Consider the following 17,075-nt stretch of genomic DNA (forward strand, 5'->3'; position numbering starts at 1 on the left):
CTGCCCTGCCGCCTCAAAGGCGACGGAGTGCACCAAGCCATGCTCGGCATCGCCCGCCTGCACAACCTCGCCCTCGCCGGATAAGCCAGCGGATCGCACCGCGACCGACCCTGCCCAGGGCGACTCAAAGATCATTTACGGGACAAGTCTTAGTGGAAGTAGCGCGGGCCCAGCCCGGTGGACCGGGTTATCCAGGACCCCGGTCCCGATCAACGGCGGGTCGGCCGCCACCCCCGGTCGCCGGGCCAACGCCACCGTCCGGCCGACCGGCGGACCCCTGTACCGACGACCTGAGTCACCGAGGGCGTCCGGGTCCGTTCCGCCATCGCCGTCCAGAACCGGCCGAGCTCACGGTCGGTCATACCTTGCCAGCCTGCCCTCGTGCGCCGGATGGTACGCCTCTTCAGCAGTGCCTGCTGCTGCCGGCAGAAAGGTTCGCGCAGCTCGGCGCCTGGCTGCGCCCCCTTCGCGGGGTACGGGCACAGCTCGAACTGGCAGCTACGCAGGCAACTCGTCCCGGGTTCGGCCGTACCCGGCATGCCCACCGTACGCTCGGGATGGAGCGCCGTGCGGTCCTTCGTCAGGCAAGGCGGCAGAATCGTGCGGTTGGTGCGCTCCAGCCGGCTGTCGACCATCAGCCCGTCGCGTTCGGTGAGGTTCAGAAGCAGCAGAATGTCGGCGAGGAGCTGCTGGGCGCGCGGATTCAAGGTGCTCCACCCCACCGATGGCGGAATCCAGAGGTTGTGCTTGCGATGGACGGTGGGATCGGCGGGCCTTGAGCCGATGTTGGCCATGGTCCCCTTCTCGTCGATCCAGATGAACCGCTCGGGACGCCGGGTCTCCAGGGCAAGCGCCGCGAGGTCCCCGGCCTCGGCAACGAAGGGGTGCAGCCGCTTTCCTCCCCGCACCGTCAGCTCATCCGCAGGCCGATCGCCGGGAGCCTGCTCACTGCCCGCCATGCCGAGCCAGCGTTCCACGGCCTGCAGCGGGTCGGCGCTGGCCCGGCGGCCGCCCTCGGCGCCCTCCAGCACGTCGTCGGTGCTGTCCGGCAGCTCCCAGAGGCACAGGGCGTGGATGAGAGTGACCTGGGAGTACCAGTAGCGTGCGTGCGTCAGCATGTGCTCCGCCCGTTCGATCAGGTACTCACGGGCCTCGTTGGAGGTTGCAGGATGCCGCCTTCGGCGGTTGGCCGCGCCCTTGAAGCCCTGGGCGAGGGCGATCTCCAGCGAGATGGGCAGGTCCGCGCGCCCCGTCGCGGGGTTCGGCGTGAGGTGTTGCAGCCAGAGGTCCATGCGCTCCCGGGCCTGGCTGCACCGCTCGTTACCCACCGAGCCCACGATCATGGGAACGAGCCAGGCCCTGGTGACGAACTCGCGCCAGATCTGCACTGCGGTCCGCGCTTCCCGCTCGACCCTATCCGATTTGCCGGTCGGGCCGATTCTCTTCTCGCGTGCCGTGCTCTCCTCGTACCTCTGGATCTCCATGGCGGTTTTGTACTGTTCCCATGGGTCGTATATTTTGGCGTCGGAAGCCTTCTTACGCTTCGGCCACGGGAAGAGCCTGCGCAGTGCGTCGAATGCATTGTCGCCGCCCGCGCCGATCTCCTGGGCGATAGCCAGCCTGACGGGATAGCTGGCCTCGACCCAACTGATCCTCATCATGTCGCTGTAGGCCGGCTTGGCCCATTTTTTGGGGTCTTCCGCGTTCAAGCGATCGAGTCGACGAGCCACCTCGCCGAAGGAGTGCACCAGCCGCAACTTTGCCTCGTCGAGCGTTCTCGGATCGCCATCGACGATCTCCGGCCACCGCCGCAGGATCGTTCTGGTGATCCGCACGTGGGCCGAATCATTGGCCTCGCCGGTATCGATCTCCAACGCTGCGGCGAACAGATCGAGGGCCTTGTAGTCCCGGCGCTCCCGAGCCACCTTGACCAGCAGCTCGACGGTGGCGCGCTGCGGAGTCTCCCGCTTACGGCGGGAGCGCAGGACCAGGGCGATGAGAAGCTCACGGCCGGGTTCGGCGAGTGCCGTTCCGAGGTCTCCCACGTGGTCCTGCTGAACGGCGTCGAGGAAGGAGGACCCCAGATAGGCCTGCAGAATGCTGTGCGGAAATCTCACCTTGAAGCTCTGGGCTTCCACCAGCCCGAGTTGCTCACCCCACGCCGCATACCGCGACAAGGCGGTGCGCCAGCAGGAGTCCTCCTCGTCCCTTGGCAGGTCTCCGATGCTCCGGCGCAGCGCGCCGAGGATCTCCGGATAGGGGATCCTTGGTTTCTTTTTCTGCTCACCGCTGTCGCCGTTCCAGCTGATCAGTTCTTCGAATTTTACCTCCAGCCGGTCCTTGAGCAGTCCGATACAGGCCAGCGCCGAAATCACCGAAACCGTCCTCTTCCGCTGCTCTGATGAGGTGTCGAACTGGGCCTGGAGATGGCCGTCGACTAGTGCCTTCATCCAGGATTCCAGGAGACTTAACCGAATGCCCGACCGGTCGCCTCCCCGGGTGTTGATCTGGTCCCACTCCTTGATGTTCTCGAAATGTTCCAGAAGCTGGTGCTGCCGTAGCTGACGGGCGATCTGGAGGTACAGCGGCGACTCGGCAACCCCGGCCGTCTCGACGATCCAGTCCAGCCTCCGGTTGTCCGCGCCGGGTTCCCGCTGCGCCAAGTAGCCAAGCGCGGCCTCCTCGCTGAGCGGTTCGAGATCGATGACGGCCGCCTGGGTGCCTTCGAGCGCCGCGTGCGGACGCGAGGCGATCACCAGCGGAAGCTTCTGTTTCTGGGCCCGGCCGATCGCGAGGCGGATCACACTGTCCCGGTTCGCCTGTTTCTCGTCGTCGCAGAACGCCTCCTCAAGCCCGTCCGCAATGACCACGGCCTTGTCCTCCATGCAGAGCTGCCGCCATACCCGTTCGGCCTGGGCCCTGGATATCACGCCGGGGTCCACCTCGTCACAGAAGCGCTTTTTGGCCAGCTCGCCGAAATTCAGGTCGTCACCGTCGAGGTCGATGCGCCGGAGGTGAATCGGGACGGGAACGGCGCCGTTCTCCGCCAGCACCTGGGTCAGCTGCACAAGCACGGCCGTCTTCCCGCTGCCGATACCACCCACGAGCACGTACGGCCGGCGGCGGCGCCGGTCCCGCAGGGCCTGCGCGATGACCGAGCACAGCTCCTGTCGGCCGACGACCTCGTCCACGATCGTTCCGGCCGTGGGCACCAGCTGCCGCGGGTTCCTCCGTGCGGTTTGCCCTATCGGCCGGATTGTCTTCCAGTGCCGAACGCCCAGAAAGACAGCCGTGCTTAGCGAGAGGACGAGGAAGGGCGTGGTGAAGCTGATGACTACACTGCAGGACTGGCCGATACTGTGGCAGGTGTTCTCGACGAATCCAGGCTTTCCGCCAATGATCACGTTGACGGCCAGGAACAGCCAGCCGAGGAATAGTATCGTTCCGATCCAGGAGAACACCTTGACATAGTTTCCGGGCGTCCATCTTCCGTGCCATTTCCGGGGAGTGGCCACCCGCTGCTGGGCCTCGCCGCGCACGCGTCGCATTCGCCACGTTCGGCGTACATGGGATCTCAGCCAGGAAAGGAAGCGCTTTCCACGAACGAAGCGCGGCTCGCCCGGAGGCCGAAACTTCCCCTCAGGATGCCGGATGACCTGATTCATCGGGGTCTTCCCTCACTGGCATCGGATGGAATGCCACTGCCCATACCAGCCAGACTACGCGTGCCGCAGCCAGGACGCGCAGTGGCTTGTGCGGCGTTGACACGGTCGTAACCCTGCCCATCGACGCTTTGCTGCGATCCGCAGATGGAGGCGACGGCCGCCGCGGGTGAGACGGGCAGCGACGTGCAGGATCCGGTAGCGGAGTTTCTTGGGTTCGGCCGTGGCCAGCTCGCCGTCCAGCAGCAGGACGCGGGTCCAGGCCAGAAGGTCGATGGCTGCGAGGCTGAGCTCGAGCCAGGCGGCGTTGACGGAGAACAGGCGGGATGGGAAGCGTCCGAAGCAAGTGGTCTTGGCGCACCGGATTTGGTCTTCGACGGTGGCGTGTCCGCGGTGGCGGACCTCCAGGAACTGGGCCGAGCCGCCGCCGGAGTACGGGGTGTCGGTGAGGAAGACCTGGTGCCGCAGGCCCTCGTCACTGTCGAACAAGGAGAGCTGGGCGCCGGGGTGCGGGCGTTCGCGGCGCACGATGATGCGGGTGCCGGCCGGGTAGCCGTTCAGGTCGACCATGCCGGTCAGCTCGGCGACCTCGGCGGACTCACGCAGGGTCCCGTCGGCGTCCAGGGCGGGGTGCCAGACGTGTTCGGGCAGGGCGCGGATCGCGCGGCGGACCGGTGCGGTGACCGCGTATCCGACCGAGAAACGCAGGTGAAGGCCGTTGTCACGCAGGGCGCGGAGAGGCGTGAGGAACGCTTTCGCGCTGCCCGCGTTGTCGGTGCGGACCAGGATGTCGGTGGCGTGCCGGTGGGCGTCGGGGATCTGCGCGAGGGCCTGGTCGAGCCCGGTGATGTGATCGGCGGCGGTGTTGGCTCCGGCGTTGCCAGGCCGCAGCAGCCCGGACATCGCCTCGCCGGTGTTGGCCAGGAAACACAGCAGCGGGGTGGAACCCGAAGCCGCCTCTATAGGTGGGTGCGGCCTGGTCTTTCTCGGAGTGGCAGGTGACCAGCGTGGCGTCGAGGTCCAGGACCAGGCCGGGCAGTTCGCGTCCGCCGGCCTTCACTGCGGGTATCGCGGTGCGGGTCTCGGCGGCCTGCAGCCAAGCACCTCCTGGGCTGCGGCGCGGGCCGATCGCGGGCGGTCCAGTGTGCGTTCGTCGACGGCGGCCAGCAGCCGCCAAGCCGTCGGCGTGGAGGCCACGGGCCGAACACCTCGCGCTGGTCCCGCAGAACGGCCAGATCCCGATCGCCTCACCGCCGTCGGCTGTCGGCGAGCATCACTGCGAGATCGGTGGCGATCCGGCCTGGCTCATGGCCGGTGCCGCGCGGCCGGAGCACGGTGGAATACGCCGCCGTCAGCCCGGTCGCTTCGGCGAGGTCCTCCAGTAAACGTGCTCCGGCGTGCCCGACCACCCCCGACCCGTCATTGAGCCTTTTCCAACCTCAGGTTGTGGCGTGGTGAAGGACGAGGACGGCCTTCACGATGTCGGTGATGCGGTTGGTGCTGCTGCGGAGCTTCCGCAGCAGGCGCCAGCCCTTGAGGGTGGCCATGGCCTGCTCGCCGACGCAGCGGATCTTGGCGTGGGTGGTGTTGTGCCGCCGCTTCCAGCCTTTGAGACGGCGGCCCCGGAAGGGAACGCGGACACCGCGGCCGGCGCCTTGGTATGCCTTGTCCGCCCAGCATTTCAACCCCGTGGCGGCGAGTGCGTCGATGATGCCGTGGGACCGGGCGGCTGTCAGGTCGTGGGTGGCGCCGGGCAGGGCTGGTGATGCCCACAACAGGCGGCCGAGCGGGTCGGTGAGGACCTGGACGTTCATGCCGTGGCGCTTGTGCTTGCTGGAGTAGTAGGGGGTGTCGGCGGCGATCCGGTCGATCGACAGCAGCGTGCCGTCCAGGATGACGAACGCCTTGCGCGCGGCCGTCCTCATCACCTCGGCCAGCGTCGGTGCGAGAGCGGCCAGCACATCGATGGCCTCGCGTATGTAGCGGTACACGGTCGCAATCCCGATGCCGAACCCGGCGGCGAGCCGGGCATAGGTGTCGCCGCACCGCAGATGGGCCAGGGCAAGCAGGGCCTGACGGCCGACAGACAGGCGCCACCATCGCGTAGACGGATCTACCGCGGCTCACCTCCGCTCGCGCGGAGAGGACGAATCGGGTGGTGTTCTCGCGGAGCTCGATCCCGGCTCACCTCTGCTCGCGCGGAGAGGACGTACGAGCCCTCGGCCCCGGCGACGGCCAGCGGGGCTCACCTCCGCTGGCGCGGAGAGGACTGGCAGAAACCCCGGGCCAGCGGGGCTCACCTCCGCTGGCGCGGAGAGGACTGGCAGAAACCCCACAGGCGGAACCCGAGACGCGGCTCACCTCCGCTCGCGAGGAGAGGACGTTCACAACTCTTTCGGCCTTGAGATGTACCTCGGCTCACCTCCGCTCGCGCGGAGAGGACTGGGCCAGGACGACCACCGTGATCGGGAACTCCGGCTCACCTCCGCTCGCGCGGAGAGGACGGCTCCGCACCCCGCCCATCTACGAGGGGGAAGTCGTCCAGGTCGGCAGCGGCTGGAACGGTGTCGACGCGGACAACGCCTACCTCTGGGTGCGCCTTGCGGACCGCTCTGAGCGCCGCCTCGCCATAAGAGGCTGCGCCCTGGTCCCACCAGCTGAGCGGTCCGCCCCGTGAGCCCCCGCCCGAGCCGGGCGCACTGATCCACCGCAGCAGCCACCGGTTGTTCAGGATGCGGCGGCTCTGCCGGGCCGGTGCCCCACCCCCCTTCGGGAGCACCGGCCTGGCCCACCCAAACTTCCGCCCCGCGACCCGCTCGCGGCGGCGGTCACCACGTCCGCCCTTCCGGGCGGAACCGCGCCGGGCCTTGCCCGACGCACACCCGAGGCAGGCAACCGGCCCGCCTCACGGCAGCAGGAGGAACCCATGCCCCACAGCCCCACACCCGACCCGAAGCCGGGGAGCGGCCTGCTCCTCGCGTCCCGGCGGATCAACGCCGCCCGCACCCGCGCCGAGCACGAGGGCGACGGAGGCGGCACCGGCCGCTCGGACGGCAACGACTAACGGCAGGAGCTGACCTTCTGATGTTCGACGCCCCTTCGTGGGCGGAGCGGCTGGGCGGGGACCTCTTCCTCGCCCAGTCGCTAACGAGCGTTCGTGATACGTGCCTGCCACCACGCGTTTCCGCAGGCCGGTGTTGTAACGCGTCCCGTGTACGCGCCAGTATCACGCACTCGGGTGTTGCTGTGACGGCGTGCGTCACCACAGGTCAGACCCGAGGCCCGCCTGGACGAGTGGCTTGATCGACGCACGGGCGGCAGCTATCGAGGAAGGGCCACCCCCGCCGGCCGGGAGCCCTGCCAAGGCGTGGCGCTGACTCTGCTCCGTACAGAGGCGTGAAGTACCCTGCCGCACGCCCCCTCGGAGCGTCACTGGTACCAAAAGAACTCCGTGCACTGGCACCAGCGGAGAGCTTACAAACAGACGGGCTCGCCCCAGGTGATCGCTGCCGTGTCGCCGATGGGGCCAGGGAGCACTGGATGGGGGAGCGGGTCGCGCGCGCGTCGGCAGGAGCAGGCGGGCGACGCCCGACGGTCCTTGTTGGCCCCTGACTGTGATAGCTGACCCGCAGGCACGGGGGAGCGCGAACCGCCTGCGGTGGTCTTGGAGCCCGTTACTAGGCTTCAGCACCATGACCAGCGATATCGGTTTCACCTGTACATGCTGCGGGGCCCACCACCCTGAGCTGCCGATGAACTACACGGCCGAGGCCCCGGCGGTGTGGGATCCGGCCTTCGCCGACGCCGATGACTGCCTGCTCTCCTCGGACCAGTGCGTGGTCCGAGGGCAGCACTACTTCGTCAAGGGCATGATCGAGATACCGGTCATCGGCAGCGACGAGGTGTTCTCCTGGGGCGTTTGGGTCTCGCTGCGCCGCGAGAGCTTCTCCCGGGCTGCGGATCTGTGGGACACCCCCGGCCGCGAGGCAGAGAAACCGTACTTCGGCTGGCTCACCACCGACCTGCCGGTCTACCCGACCACGACCCTCAACCTGAAGACGCACGTGCACACCCGCCCGGTCGGCGAGCGCCCCTTCGTCGAGCTCGAGCCCACCGACCATCCCCTCGCCGTCGAACAGCGCACGGGGATCACTCTGGCGCGCGTGCGGGAGATTGCGGCGTCTGTGCTCCACTCCGTGACAGCGAGCAGCAGTGACGGCTGACGGCTCCGTATCGCCCATCCCGGTCGGGCCCGCTGGCCTGAGCCGCCGAGCCCAGAGGTACGTCGAGGTGGACGGTATCCGTCTCGGTCGACAGGACCTCCGGCGACACCGCGACGCGTGGATCGGGCACGGGATCCCCGCTGCGGAGATCGAACGGGCCGCAGCCTTCCAGGACCGTTGGGGCGGCCTCGCCCTCCCGCCGGCCCCGTTCTACGAGGGCAGCCCGCGCATCCTGGACGCCGACTGCCCCGAAGGATCGGCCGCAGAGGGCTGGTCATTCCCGGCAGGGGACTGCCGGGTGTCCATGGCCTACGGATTCATGATCGGCCCCGACGGGGCATTCGGAATCGACGCCTGCCACTGGACGCCCCTGCACGCGAGCACGGCCGGATGGGTGGAGTCCTTGGCGCTCGCCGCACATGCCCGTCGCCGCGCCAAGACCGTCACACGGCTCACGGGCAAGGCCGCCTCAGCATCGGACCTCGGCGGCTACGAGCCGGTGCCCGAAGTACAGGGCGTGACCGATACCTGGTGGCGGGGCAAGGACTCGCTCGTCGCCCTGTACCGGGGCGAGGCCATGGGCCTTGACGCTCCGCAATGCCTTGAAGCTCACATCTACGGGGGTCTCGACGAGTGGGGTCTCCACGGCGGCTGGCCCGCGGGCGTGGGCCTGAGCACCTACCTGGCCTGGAGGGCCAACTATCGGGCTCAGTCACACCGGATGTGACTGATTCCCAATCGTTCTTGTCAAGGTCACGGAGACCTGCGCGGACGTTGAGAGGGTCTGAGCAGCCGAGTGAACAGGCTGCCTCGAACGCCGTTGTTCAGAGGCCTGTTGGACAATCCGTCCCGTGGGCCTGCACCGCAGCTGGGAGACCCGCAGCGGGCGCGGTGCGAGGGGGACAGTTTGGAAGGGCGCACGGTCCTGCAACCATTTTTCAGGCATTAGAAATTGGCAGCCAGTTAGTACGCAATGGAGGCCCGGGACGCCGGAAAGCCGGTAGCGGCTGGCACGGATTATGAGGGGCCTTGGGTGGCAGTCGGCGCGGGCGGGAATACGGATGGCGGCGTCGTGAACGCCAGGTGGGTGAGCCACGGAGGAAGCGCTTCTACGTGTCCTTCAGCGACACCGAGCTGGCCGTCGTGCGCACTGCCGCGGAACGCGAGGGGATGGCGTCGGCGGCGTGGGCGGGGCGCCAGGTGATGGCGGTCGCGCAGCACGTGCTGGTGCCGGTCTCCCGGGATGCCGGGGACGTGCTGAGGGAGCTGGTGGCGGCCCGGGTGCACCTGCGGGAGACCGCCGCCGCGCTCCGCTCGCTGACCGCCGGCCCGTCGGTGGCCGGCTTTCCGGAGTCGGCCGCGGCCGTGGTGGGGGAGGCGCTGAAAGCGGTGGCCCGGGTCGACGCGGCGACGGTCCAGGTGATGCGGGAGAGGCGCCCTCGGTCGTGATGCCGAAGAAGGCGGAGACGGGCTCGACGACGATCGATCTCCTGGACTACCTCTTCGGTCCGGGCGAGCGCGACGAGCACGTCGACCCGCACCTCGTCGCCGGTTGGGACCCGGACCTGCCGTGCCCTGCCCGCACCCCGGCCCGCATGACGCTCGCCGATCTGGCGCTCCTCCTGGACGCCCCCGTCGAAGCGCTGCGCGGACTGAAGCCGATCGAGCACGTGTGGCACATCTCGGTCCGCAATCACGCCGACGACCGGCTGCTGTCGGACGCGGAATGGAGCGAGGTTGCCGCCGCCATGGTGCACGCCGCGGGCATCGCCGCCCGCGGCGACGAGCAGGCCTGCCGGTGGATTGCGGTACGCCACGCTCCCGACCACATCCACATCCTCGCGAGCCTCGCCCGCCAGGACGGCCGGCACCCCCACATACGCGGCGACATCCCCGCGATGCACACGGCCGCCCGCGTCTTCGAAGCCCGCTGGGGCCTCACCCCGATGTCGCCCCTGGACCGCACCGCGCGCCGCCGCCCCGTCACCGGCGAGGCCGAGAAAGCCGCCCGCCGCGGCCTCGCGGAGACCGCGAGGGAGTCCCTGCAGCGCACCGTCCGCCAGGCCGCCGCCCTCGCCCGCGGTGACACCGACTTCCTCGACCGGCTCCGCGACGCCGGGCTGCGCGTGCGCGAACGACGAGACGACGACGGCGCCCTCGGGGGGTACTCGGTCGCGCTGCCCGGGGGTCGGGCCGACGGCGGCACCCCCAGGCAGTAGTGCTCAGCGGCCCAGCCTGTGTCGGACGTAATCCGGGTGGGCCGCATCGACCTCGATGCGGTTCTCGTCCAGGCCGTTGACGATCCGCAGACAGCCGCTGGCGAAGACGAACTCCACCGCCACCGTTCCAGCCGCCAGGTCACGTTCCGCCGGCCGCCACTCAAGGAGCGTGACCTCTCGCAGTTCCTGGCCGACGAACGGTTCGAGGCGCTCATCTCTGTGAGACCACTGCGGCGTGAGCTCGAACCACTCCCACCCGGTGATGGTCGCCGCGGTGTCGATCGTGTTCCAGCCGATCGAGAGTTCGTCGAGCTTCCAGTGGCAAACCTCCACCTGGATACCGTCGAAGGCCAGCACCACCGGGCAGTCGGCGAACCAGTCCCCGTCCTCGACGAACCGCACCAGTGCGAATCCCGTCAGCCGCCTACCAATCAGCGCCGCCAGGCTCGATCCGTGCGCCTGCCGAATCGCGTCAACCCCCGCCAGGAACGACGGCTCGAAACCAGAGATACCCATGTCCACAGCACCTGAGTCTCCCGGCCTTCGGGCCAGCCAGCCAACACATATCGACCAGGGGGATCTTCGGCGCCGCTTGACAGCTCGGATTCCACAGAACGCACTGGAACACCGTCTACGCCTGCTGTCGGCGTATAGATGATCGTGCACCACCTACCGGCTCCTGCACCACTGCGAGGTCGTCTCGATCAACGGCAACAGCTACCGACTCAAGAACCGGCTCCAGGCCATCGAGCGGGACACCGATGTGGCCTGAGCAACCGGGAGGCCAATCGCAGTAGGTGAACGAACGTGCCGACCGCATCACAAATAGGACCCAGCCTGTCCTAGTTCCCTAATACCGTCCCGCCCATGAGCCATGAAGACACGTCAGCATCCAGGTTCCGCTACTCGGCCGTCACCTTTGACTGCCCTGACCCCGCCGAGCTGGCCCACTTCTACGGAAGGATCCTCGGCCTGCCTGTGGTCCTCGCCACCGAGGATTTCATCCTGCTCGGCCAAGAGGGAGCTGCAGGACTGGGATTCAACCGGCTCGCCGACTACCGCCGCCCCACTTGGCCGGACCCCTACCAGGAGAAGCAGGCCCATATAGAACTAGGTGTCGACGACTTGGACGCTGCTGAGGCTCGCCTGCTCGCTCTGGGCGCCGTCAAGCCCGAATTCCAGCCGGATCCCGACCGGTGGCGGGTCCTGCTGGATCCCGCAGGCCACCCGTTCTGCGTCTCCACCTTGGTCTGAGCGCCTACCCGGGTTGTGTCAGCACCGCATCCCACAGGGTGCCTCCGTCTGCCCACGTCCACAGCCACTGGCGCAGCGAGGGCGCCGGGTACCGCAGGCCGTCGTGAGGGTCCTGACCCCGGTCCGGTATCCAGCCGCCGGTATCCCAGAGCAGCACTGGGTGATCAGCCGCTATCAGCGAGACGTACCACTCCATGGTGCAGCCGCCGCCCGTCAGGAAGAACCACGACGCCGACGCCCCCCACCCCGGCTGATCGGTGTGCATGCGCGTCGCGCAAGGCCAGTCCGGTAGATGCCAGGGCGGAACGCGGCGCGGCGTTAGCGATGCAAGGCCACCCTCCGGTCCGAACCCCCCGTCACCGATCTCGGTGTAGATGCGCCGGAGCAACTGGGGCAGGCGATACCCGAGCTTCCGTTCCGCGCGTTCGACTTCGGCCATCGCAAGCGGGGGGAAGGGCTGGTCCGGGAGGCAGCCCGGGGAAGGCGCCACGCCTTCCGCACCCCACGCGAGAGCGTGCAGCCTCTCCAGAAACGAGTCGCACAACCGCGTCGAGCTCCAAGCCCGCGAAGAGGGCTCACCTTCGCTCGCGCGGAGAAGACGATGCCGCACGTCTGTGCAACCAAGAAGCCTACGGCTTACCTCCGCTCGCGCGGAGAGGACCTCGACCTGTATGCGGCGGTCACGATGACCATCGGCTTACCTCCGCTCGCGCGGAGAGGACGAGACAGGCGTTCCTTGATCTCGGAGAGGGAGCGGCTCACCTCCGCTCGCGCGGAGAGGACCTCGAGCCGTATGCGGCGGTCACAATGACCATCGGCTTACCTCCGCTTGCGCGGAGAGGACATCCTCGGACGTGAACCGGCACTCCTCCTCGGCGGCTCACCTCCGCTCGCGCGGAGAGGACTTCCACCCGAGGCTGCCGTAGGTGGTGACCTCCGGCTTACCTCCGCTCGCGCGGAGAGGACTACTTGGCCTGAGCGAACACCATCTTCTGATGCGGCTTACCTCCGCTCGCGCGGAGAGGACGCGGCCCGCGCGCGAGGTGCTCCGCAGACGTATGCCCTGCCTCGCCCTCAGTCCAGCACTCCGAGGGCGCCGGTCCGTGTCCACACCGGAGGCTGCTGGGACACCCGCACCCGCTGCAAACCACAGCGACTCAGTGCACCGAAGGTGCGCTGAGTCGCTGACCTGCACTTATGTGCAGTTCCTCGTAGACGTGTAGGTCAGAGCCTTGCGATTGTCATGCAGGCTGCTCGATTTGTGAGGACGGGGGGTCAGGAAGGCTCGACCGCCGAGACCGGGGTGGCGGTCACCTTGTTGTCGCACTCGGCCCACCACCCGTCCTTCAGGGCGACCTTGTGCTCCCCGGAGTGCGGCAGCCCGATGACCATCGTCGGATACGCCGCCGGGGTATTGCCCGACACGCAGTAGCCGTCGCCCTCCCCCTGGACCTGGACGAAGGTCAGCTTCACCCATGCCTTGCCCTGCGGCCGGACCGTTACGGTGGCCGCCCTGCCGGCGGGGGTGACCTTAAGCGGGGTGTTGCCGGCGCCCGCGACCGTCGGATAGCCCTTCAGGACGCACGTCTTCTGGGAGACGTTGGTGAACTGCACGACCGCCGCCCCGGTCCCGGTCCCGACGGGCGGGTGGGCGGCCTGCCAGGCGCTGACCTGGAGGGCGGAGGCCGGGCAGGCGGGCGGCGGGGTGGAGGTGGTGGTGCTCGCCGCCATGGCGGTGCTGGGCAGGATGCCGGTCACCGCCGCCGCGACGGCCATGACCGCCGTCGTCGCCAGAGCCGCCCTGCGAATGCCGTTGCTGTGACGCATGCTGTCGTCCCCCTGAGTCGTCTCGTCCGCGGGTTTCGGTCGTCGGTTGTTGCCCCGCGGTACGCGTGGTACGTGAGTGAAGATATGGGCGGGGCAGCGGCAGAGTTGCGTGTCGCGACTACCTGTGACGGAACGGTCAAACTCCGATGGCAAACGGTCAAGATTCAGTGGCACGGGACAGTGCTGTGTGGCGTGCGGCTGCTCGATGAGGGGCCGCCCACCTGTGGTGGGCGGCCCCTTTTTGCATGCCCGGACCTGCTCTGCGATCCAGCTCGTACGTAGCCCGAGGGCCAGGCCGATGTTGTGCGTTTGGGGTGCGTTTCATGGTGGAGGCTGGATCGCCGCAGCTGAGCGCATTGTGCGGGTCTACTGGCCCTCGTCTAGAGGATCGTCCGGGCCTTGGCGAGGAGGCGTTCGGCGGTTCGGGTGCTGACTCCGTAGCGGGTGGCGAGGGACTCCGCGGTGACGGCGGGCCCCTTCCCCTTCTCGGCGGCGGCCAGGGCGGCGGCGATCTCGGGCACCCGGTTGTCGGGCGCGGTGCGGCGGGGTGCGCGGTCTTTGGCGCCGGGGGTGCGGCCCTTGTACTGGGTGGGCCGGTTGGTGCGGGCTTCGGCGGCGGTGCGGGTCCACCAGCGGCGGCCGTGGCGTTCGATGCTGGGGTCGAGGAGTCCGGTGGCGGCGTCGGCGCGGACGGTGGAGGCGGTCAGGCCGGTGACGGCGGCGACTTCGGCGTCGGTGAGGAGGTCGGCGGGGTGCGGGCCTTGGGGGAGCGGCGGGACCGATGCGCCGGTGAGGTGGGCGTGGACCTGGGCGGCGTCGTAGAGGAGGGGGCGGGCGGATCCGGGCAGGGGCTGTACGGCGGCGGTGAAAGCGGCGTGGTGGTTGCGGTTCCAGGTGGAGCGGGAGACGCGTCTACGGCGGTTGTTCGGGACGTGGCGCCAACGGGCGGCGGTCGGGTCCCCGTCTCATCTGCGCAGGCATTGGACGCCCTGTCGAGATGCCTGACCGATGCCGAGCCCGYCGATGTGCCAGCCGGAACCCAAACGGCCAGGGTTCCTGTAGGCAGACGCCCAAGAGCTTGATCGCCTCGGGCCCTGACAGGCCCTTCGTCTGGTTCGCCGATGTTGGCCCGGGACACCCGCCATACTTACGTGATGAGCAGTCAGAATGCGTCAGACGTGCCTGGTGGGACAGTACGAATACGCCGAGACCGCGTGAGAGACGCTCCTGCTTTCAGGGTGTGGATCGACGACGTTCAGGTGGGCCTGCTGCGCAACGGCCGAGAAACCATCGTCCCGGTGCCATCGGGCCCCCATCGCGTGCAACTGCGCTGGGCGTCGTGGGCCATCCTCGGGATTGACAGCGAGGCGTTGCAAATCCTGGTGCAACCGGGTGAGGTCATCCGCTTCGACTGCGAGCTCCCTACGGGTGGGCTCCGGCAGGAAATCCGGCTGCGCCGCCTCGGAGACCCCACAACGCCCGCGCACTCTGGTTCCGAGGCTGCGGACGCCCGGGTCCTGGAAGTAACGCAGATGATGCGCACCGAGGAATGGCTCGGTGAGGACGTGCGGCTGATCGACAACCGTGCCAGCCCTGCCCCCGTTACGCGCAGCCTGAAGGCCAGCCGCGAGTGGACCCGAACCCTGACCCTGGGCGAGAGCCGCAGTCAGACCTTGGGCGGCCACGTGGGCGCGAACCTTCTCTGGCTCTCGGCAAAGGGAAGCATAGAAGCCGAATTGCAGCGCACGCTCTCTCTCGCAATCGGCAGTACACACCTGTTCGAAGAGGAAATCAGCGTCACGGTCCCAGAACGTACTGCGGTGCGGATCGTGCTGGGCTGGAAGCGCATCTGGCAGTGCGGCGAAGCCCGTGTGTTGCTTCCAGACAGAACGTTGCACACGGTGCCGTATCAGGTTGTGGTGAGCGTGACCTTCGATCAGAAGATCCAGGACGTCACCAGTCTCCCGGATGGGTAGACCGTCCTCTTGTCACCGTCAGCGTGCCTCACTGCGTGGTAGTCGACACCGCGGCCAGCAGCACACAGACGAGTGCGCGGCAAGAACCGAAGTGCTGCCAGAACTCGGTTCTGGCACAGATCTTGGGGAGCCGTTGCGGAGAGTCACCTCGATGTTCGATTGCGAGGGACCAGCTGATGTGAGACGGCGTGCGCCGTGTCGTCCGAGGGTCGATATTGACGCTCCCTCAGGGGGCCTTGACCCCGAATCCTGAACGCACGAGACACTGGGTCCTGAGGATCTCAGAACGGACATCTCCTGGTCATGAAGCACTACCCGCCGGAGTTCAAGGCGGATGCGGTCGCGCTGTACGAGTCGCGGCCGGGAGCGACGATCAGGTCAGTCGCCGCCGATCTGGGGGTCAATCCGGAGACGTTGCGGAACTGGGTTCGAGCGGCCGGGGCAAGTCGGCCGCGGGGCAGCCGTGCCGAGGGGACGGCGGAGGCGGCCGCGCCGCTGGAGGTGGAGAACGCTGCACTGCGGAAGAAGGTCCGGGAGCTGGAGGAGGAACGCGAGATCCTTCGGAAAGCGGCGAAGTATTTCGCCGGGGAGACGCGCTGGTGAACCGCTTCCAGTTCGTCGCCGACCACCAGCGCCGTCACGGCGTGAAGCGGCTGTGCGACATCCTGGGCATTGCCCGCTCCAGCTTCTACTACTGGCGCCGGACGGCTGCGGACCGGGCAGGCCGGCAAGCGGCCGACGCCCGCCTCGCCGTCCGGATTCGGGCAGTGCACCGGGAATCGGACGGCACCTACGGTGCACCGCGGATCACTGCCGAGCTCCGTGAGGAGAGCAGTGAGGCGGTCAACCACAAGCGTGTGGCCAGGGTCATGCGGGCGTCCGGAATCCAAGGGGTCCGCCTGCGCCGCCGGCACCGCACCACCCTCCCCGACCCGGCCGCGGCCAAGGCGCCGGACCTGATCGGCCGCGACTTCACCGCCGAAAGCCCGAACGCGAAGTACGTCGGCGACATCACCTACCTGCCCATCGACGGCGGGAAGTTCTGCTATCTCGCGACCGTGATCGACCTCGCCTCACGTCGTCTGGCTGGCTGGGCCATCGCCGACCACATGCGCGCGGACCTCGTCACCGGCGCCCTGGCGGCAGCGATCCGAACCCGCGGCAGCCTCGCCGGCTCGATCATGCACACCGACCACGGAGCCCAGGGCGGATTCAACTGATCGTCGCAACACCTCGTGATCAGCGAGGTGTGGGATGGTGCGTCGTCAGCAGGCAGCCGATCGGGCGATTCGACCGAAGTTGAGGTCTCCGGGGCATCCGAAMTTTCAGCGTCATATCGAAGCGGCGTTCTGGGACGAAATCGCCAGGGGCCTGCTCCCGGAGGAAGCGGCCGGGGTTGTCGGCGTGGCGCCGGCGGTGGCSACTCGCTGGTTTCGGCAGTGTGGCGGCATGCGACCGTTCGATCCGAAGCCGCATTCGGGCAGGTATCTGTCGTTCTCTGAGCGGGAGGAGATCGCGCTCCTCAACGCCCGAGGCAAGGGCATCCGTGAAATCGCCCGGCAAGTCCGCCGTGATCCGGCGACGATTTCCCGTGAGTTGCGGCGCAACACRGCCACCAGAAGCGGGAAGCTCGACTACCGGGCATCGGTCGCGCAATGGAAATCGGACATGCCCGCACGCCGCCCGAAGACATCGAAGCTGGCCGCCGATCCGCGGCTCCATGCGTACGTCCAGGAGCGCCCTACGCCGTCCAAGACCCGTTGCGACCTGGTGTCAACGGGTGGAGCGTCGAACACATAGTCCATCTGCCGAGCCTTTCACGGCTCCGCCAATCCGCGTCAGGCCCCCTCTCGCTATAAGGCCCCACACCCGACTTACGGCCATCGCCCCACCGAGTGGAGCCAGATCAACTTC

The 17,075-nt window shown here is 68.2% G+C and carries 11 protein-coding genes, 5 pseudogenes and 2 CRISPR repeat arrays; of the genes and pseudogenes, 10 read left to right on the forward strand and 6 right to left on the reverse strand.

What is annotated here, in order from left to right; genetic code table 11:
• Nucleotides 1–209 precede the first annotated feature (209 nt).
• The 3 genes and pseudogenes from AB4039_RS25105 to AB4039_RS25115 all read right to left on the reverse strand — a co-directional run.
• Complete coding sequence (locus tag AB4039_RS25105) at nucleotides 210–3,461, reverse strand: ATP-binding protein (RefSeq protein WP_442271878.1); 3,252 nt, start codon at nucleotides 3,459–3,461, stop codon at nucleotides 210–212.
• A gap of 258 nt (nucleotides 3,462–3,719) precedes the next feature.
• Nucleotides 3,720–5,071, reverse strand: a pseudogene (locus AB4039_RS25110) (IS1380 family transposase).
• Nucleotides 5,072–5,101: 30 nt separating this feature from the next.
• A pseudogene (locus tag AB4039_RS25115) lies at nucleotides 5,102–5,767 on the reverse strand (transposase family protein); the annotation flags it as partial.
• A 14-nt stretch (nucleotides 5,768–5,781) separates the two neighbouring features.
• Nucleotides 5,782–6,166: direct repeats of the CRISPR family, unit length 29 nt; unit sequence CGGCTCACCTCCGCTCGCGCGGAGAGGAC.
• A 422-nt stretch (nucleotides 6,167–6,588) separates the two neighbouring features.
• On the opposite strand from AB4039_RS25115, the gene AB4039_RS25120 reads away from it, so the two are divergent.
• The 5 genes from AB4039_RS25120 (at nucleotide 6,589) to AB4039_RS25140 (ending at nucleotide 10,104) form a co-directional block, all read left to right on the forward strand.
• Entirely contained in the window at nucleotides 6,589–6,726 is a 138-nt protein-coding gene (locus tag AB4039_RS25120; protein ID WP_332758719.1) for a hypothetical protein, read from the forward strand.
• A gap of 688 nt (nucleotides 6,727–7,414) precedes the next feature.
• Entirely contained in the window at nucleotides 7,415–7,885 is a 471-nt protein-coding gene (locus AB4039_RS25125) for a DUF2199 domain-containing protein (RefSeq protein ID WP_442271897.1), read from the forward strand.
• Entirely contained in the window at nucleotides 7,875–8,612 is a 738-nt protein-coding gene (locus AB4039_RS25130) for a hypothetical protein (RefSeq protein ID WP_442271879.1), read from the forward strand. The genes AB4039_RS25125 and AB4039_RS25130 overlap by 11 nt, the downstream gene beginning before the upstream one ends.
• Nucleotides 8,613–8,998: 386 nt before the next feature.
• Nucleotides 8,999–9,334, forward strand: coding sequence for a hypothetical protein (locus tag AB4039_RS25135; protein ID WP_442271880.1), 336 nt, complete (start codon nucleotides 8,999–9,001; stop codon nucleotides 9,332–9,334).
• Nucleotides 9,331–10,104, forward strand: coding sequence for a hypothetical protein (locus AB4039_RS25140; RefSeq protein ID WP_266845420.1), 774 nt, complete (start codon nucleotides 9,331–9,333; stop codon nucleotides 10,102–10,104). The genes AB4039_RS25135 and AB4039_RS25140 overlap by 4 nt, the downstream gene beginning before the upstream one ends.
• A gap of 3 nt (nucleotides 10,105–10,107) precedes the next feature.
• Here AB4039_RS25140 and AB4039_RS25145 read toward each other — a convergent pair whose 3' ends face one another.
• On the reverse strand, nucleotides 10,108–10,620 hold the full coding sequence (locus AB4039_RS25145; protein ID WP_266845678.1) for a hypothetical protein: 513 nt from the start codon (nucleotides 10,618–10,620) through the stop codon (nucleotides 10,108–10,110).
• Between the two features lie 157 nt (nucleotides 10,621–10,777).
• Between AB4039_RS25145 and AB4039_RS25150 the strand changes: the two are divergent.
• Nucleotides 10,778–10,876: pseudogene (locus tag AB4039_RS25150) on the forward strand (ATP-binding protein); the annotation flags it as partial.
• Nucleotides 10,877–10,971: 95 nt separating this feature from the next.
• A complete protein-coding gene (locus AB4039_RS25155; RefSeq protein WP_266845421.1) occupies nucleotides 10,972–11,358 on the forward strand; it encodes a VOC family protein in 387 nt (128 codons plus the stop codon).
• Nucleotides 11,359–11,929: 571 nt separating this feature from the next.
• A CRISPR array of direct repeats spans nucleotides 11,930–12,385; the repeat unit is 29 nt; unit sequence CGGCTTACCTCCGCTCGCGCGGAGAGGAC.
• A 248-nt stretch (nucleotides 12,386–12,633) separates the two neighbouring features.
• Here the strand turns inward: AB4039_RS25155 and AB4039_RS25160 are convergent.
• A complete protein-coding gene (locus AB4039_RS25160; protein WP_266845423.1) occupies nucleotides 12,634–13,185 on the reverse strand; it encodes a DUF4232 domain-containing protein in 552 nt (183 codons plus the stop codon).
• A gap of 380 nt (nucleotides 13,186–13,565) precedes the next feature.
• The gene (locus tag AB4039_RS25165; protein WP_266845424.1) at nucleotides 13,566–13,706 is read right to left on the reverse strand and encodes a hypothetical protein; all 141 of its coding nucleotides are present in this window, start codon (nucleotides 13,704–13,706) and stop codon (nucleotides 13,566–13,568) included.
• Nucleotides 13,707–14,423: 717 nt separating this feature from the next.
• On the opposite strand from AB4039_RS25165, the gene AB4039_RS25170 reads away from it, so the two are divergent.
• The 3 genes and pseudogenes from AB4039_RS25170 to AB4039_RS25180 all read left to right on the forward strand — a co-directional run.
• Nucleotides 14,424–15,161, forward strand: coding sequence for a hypothetical protein (locus tag AB4039_RS25170; protein WP_266845426.1), 738 nt, complete (start codon nucleotides 14,424–14,426; stop codon nucleotides 15,159–15,161).
• A gap of 297 nt (nucleotides 15,162–15,458) precedes the next feature.
• A pseudogene (locus tag AB4039_RS25175) lies at nucleotides 15,459–16,366 on the forward strand (IS3 family transposase); the annotation flags it as partial.
• A gap of 49 nt (nucleotides 16,367–16,415) precedes the next feature.
• Nucleotides 16,416–16,901, forward strand: a pseudogene (locus AB4039_RS25180) (helix-turn-helix domain-containing protein); the annotation flags it as partial.
• Nucleotides 16,902–17,075 lie beyond the last annotated feature (174 nt).

Origin of the sequence: Streptomyces sp. M-16 (assembly GCF_052114405.1) — a bacterium.
In the GTDB taxonomy this organism is placed as follows: Bacteria; Actinomycetota; Actinomycetes; order Streptomycetales; family Streptomycetaceae; genus Streptomyces.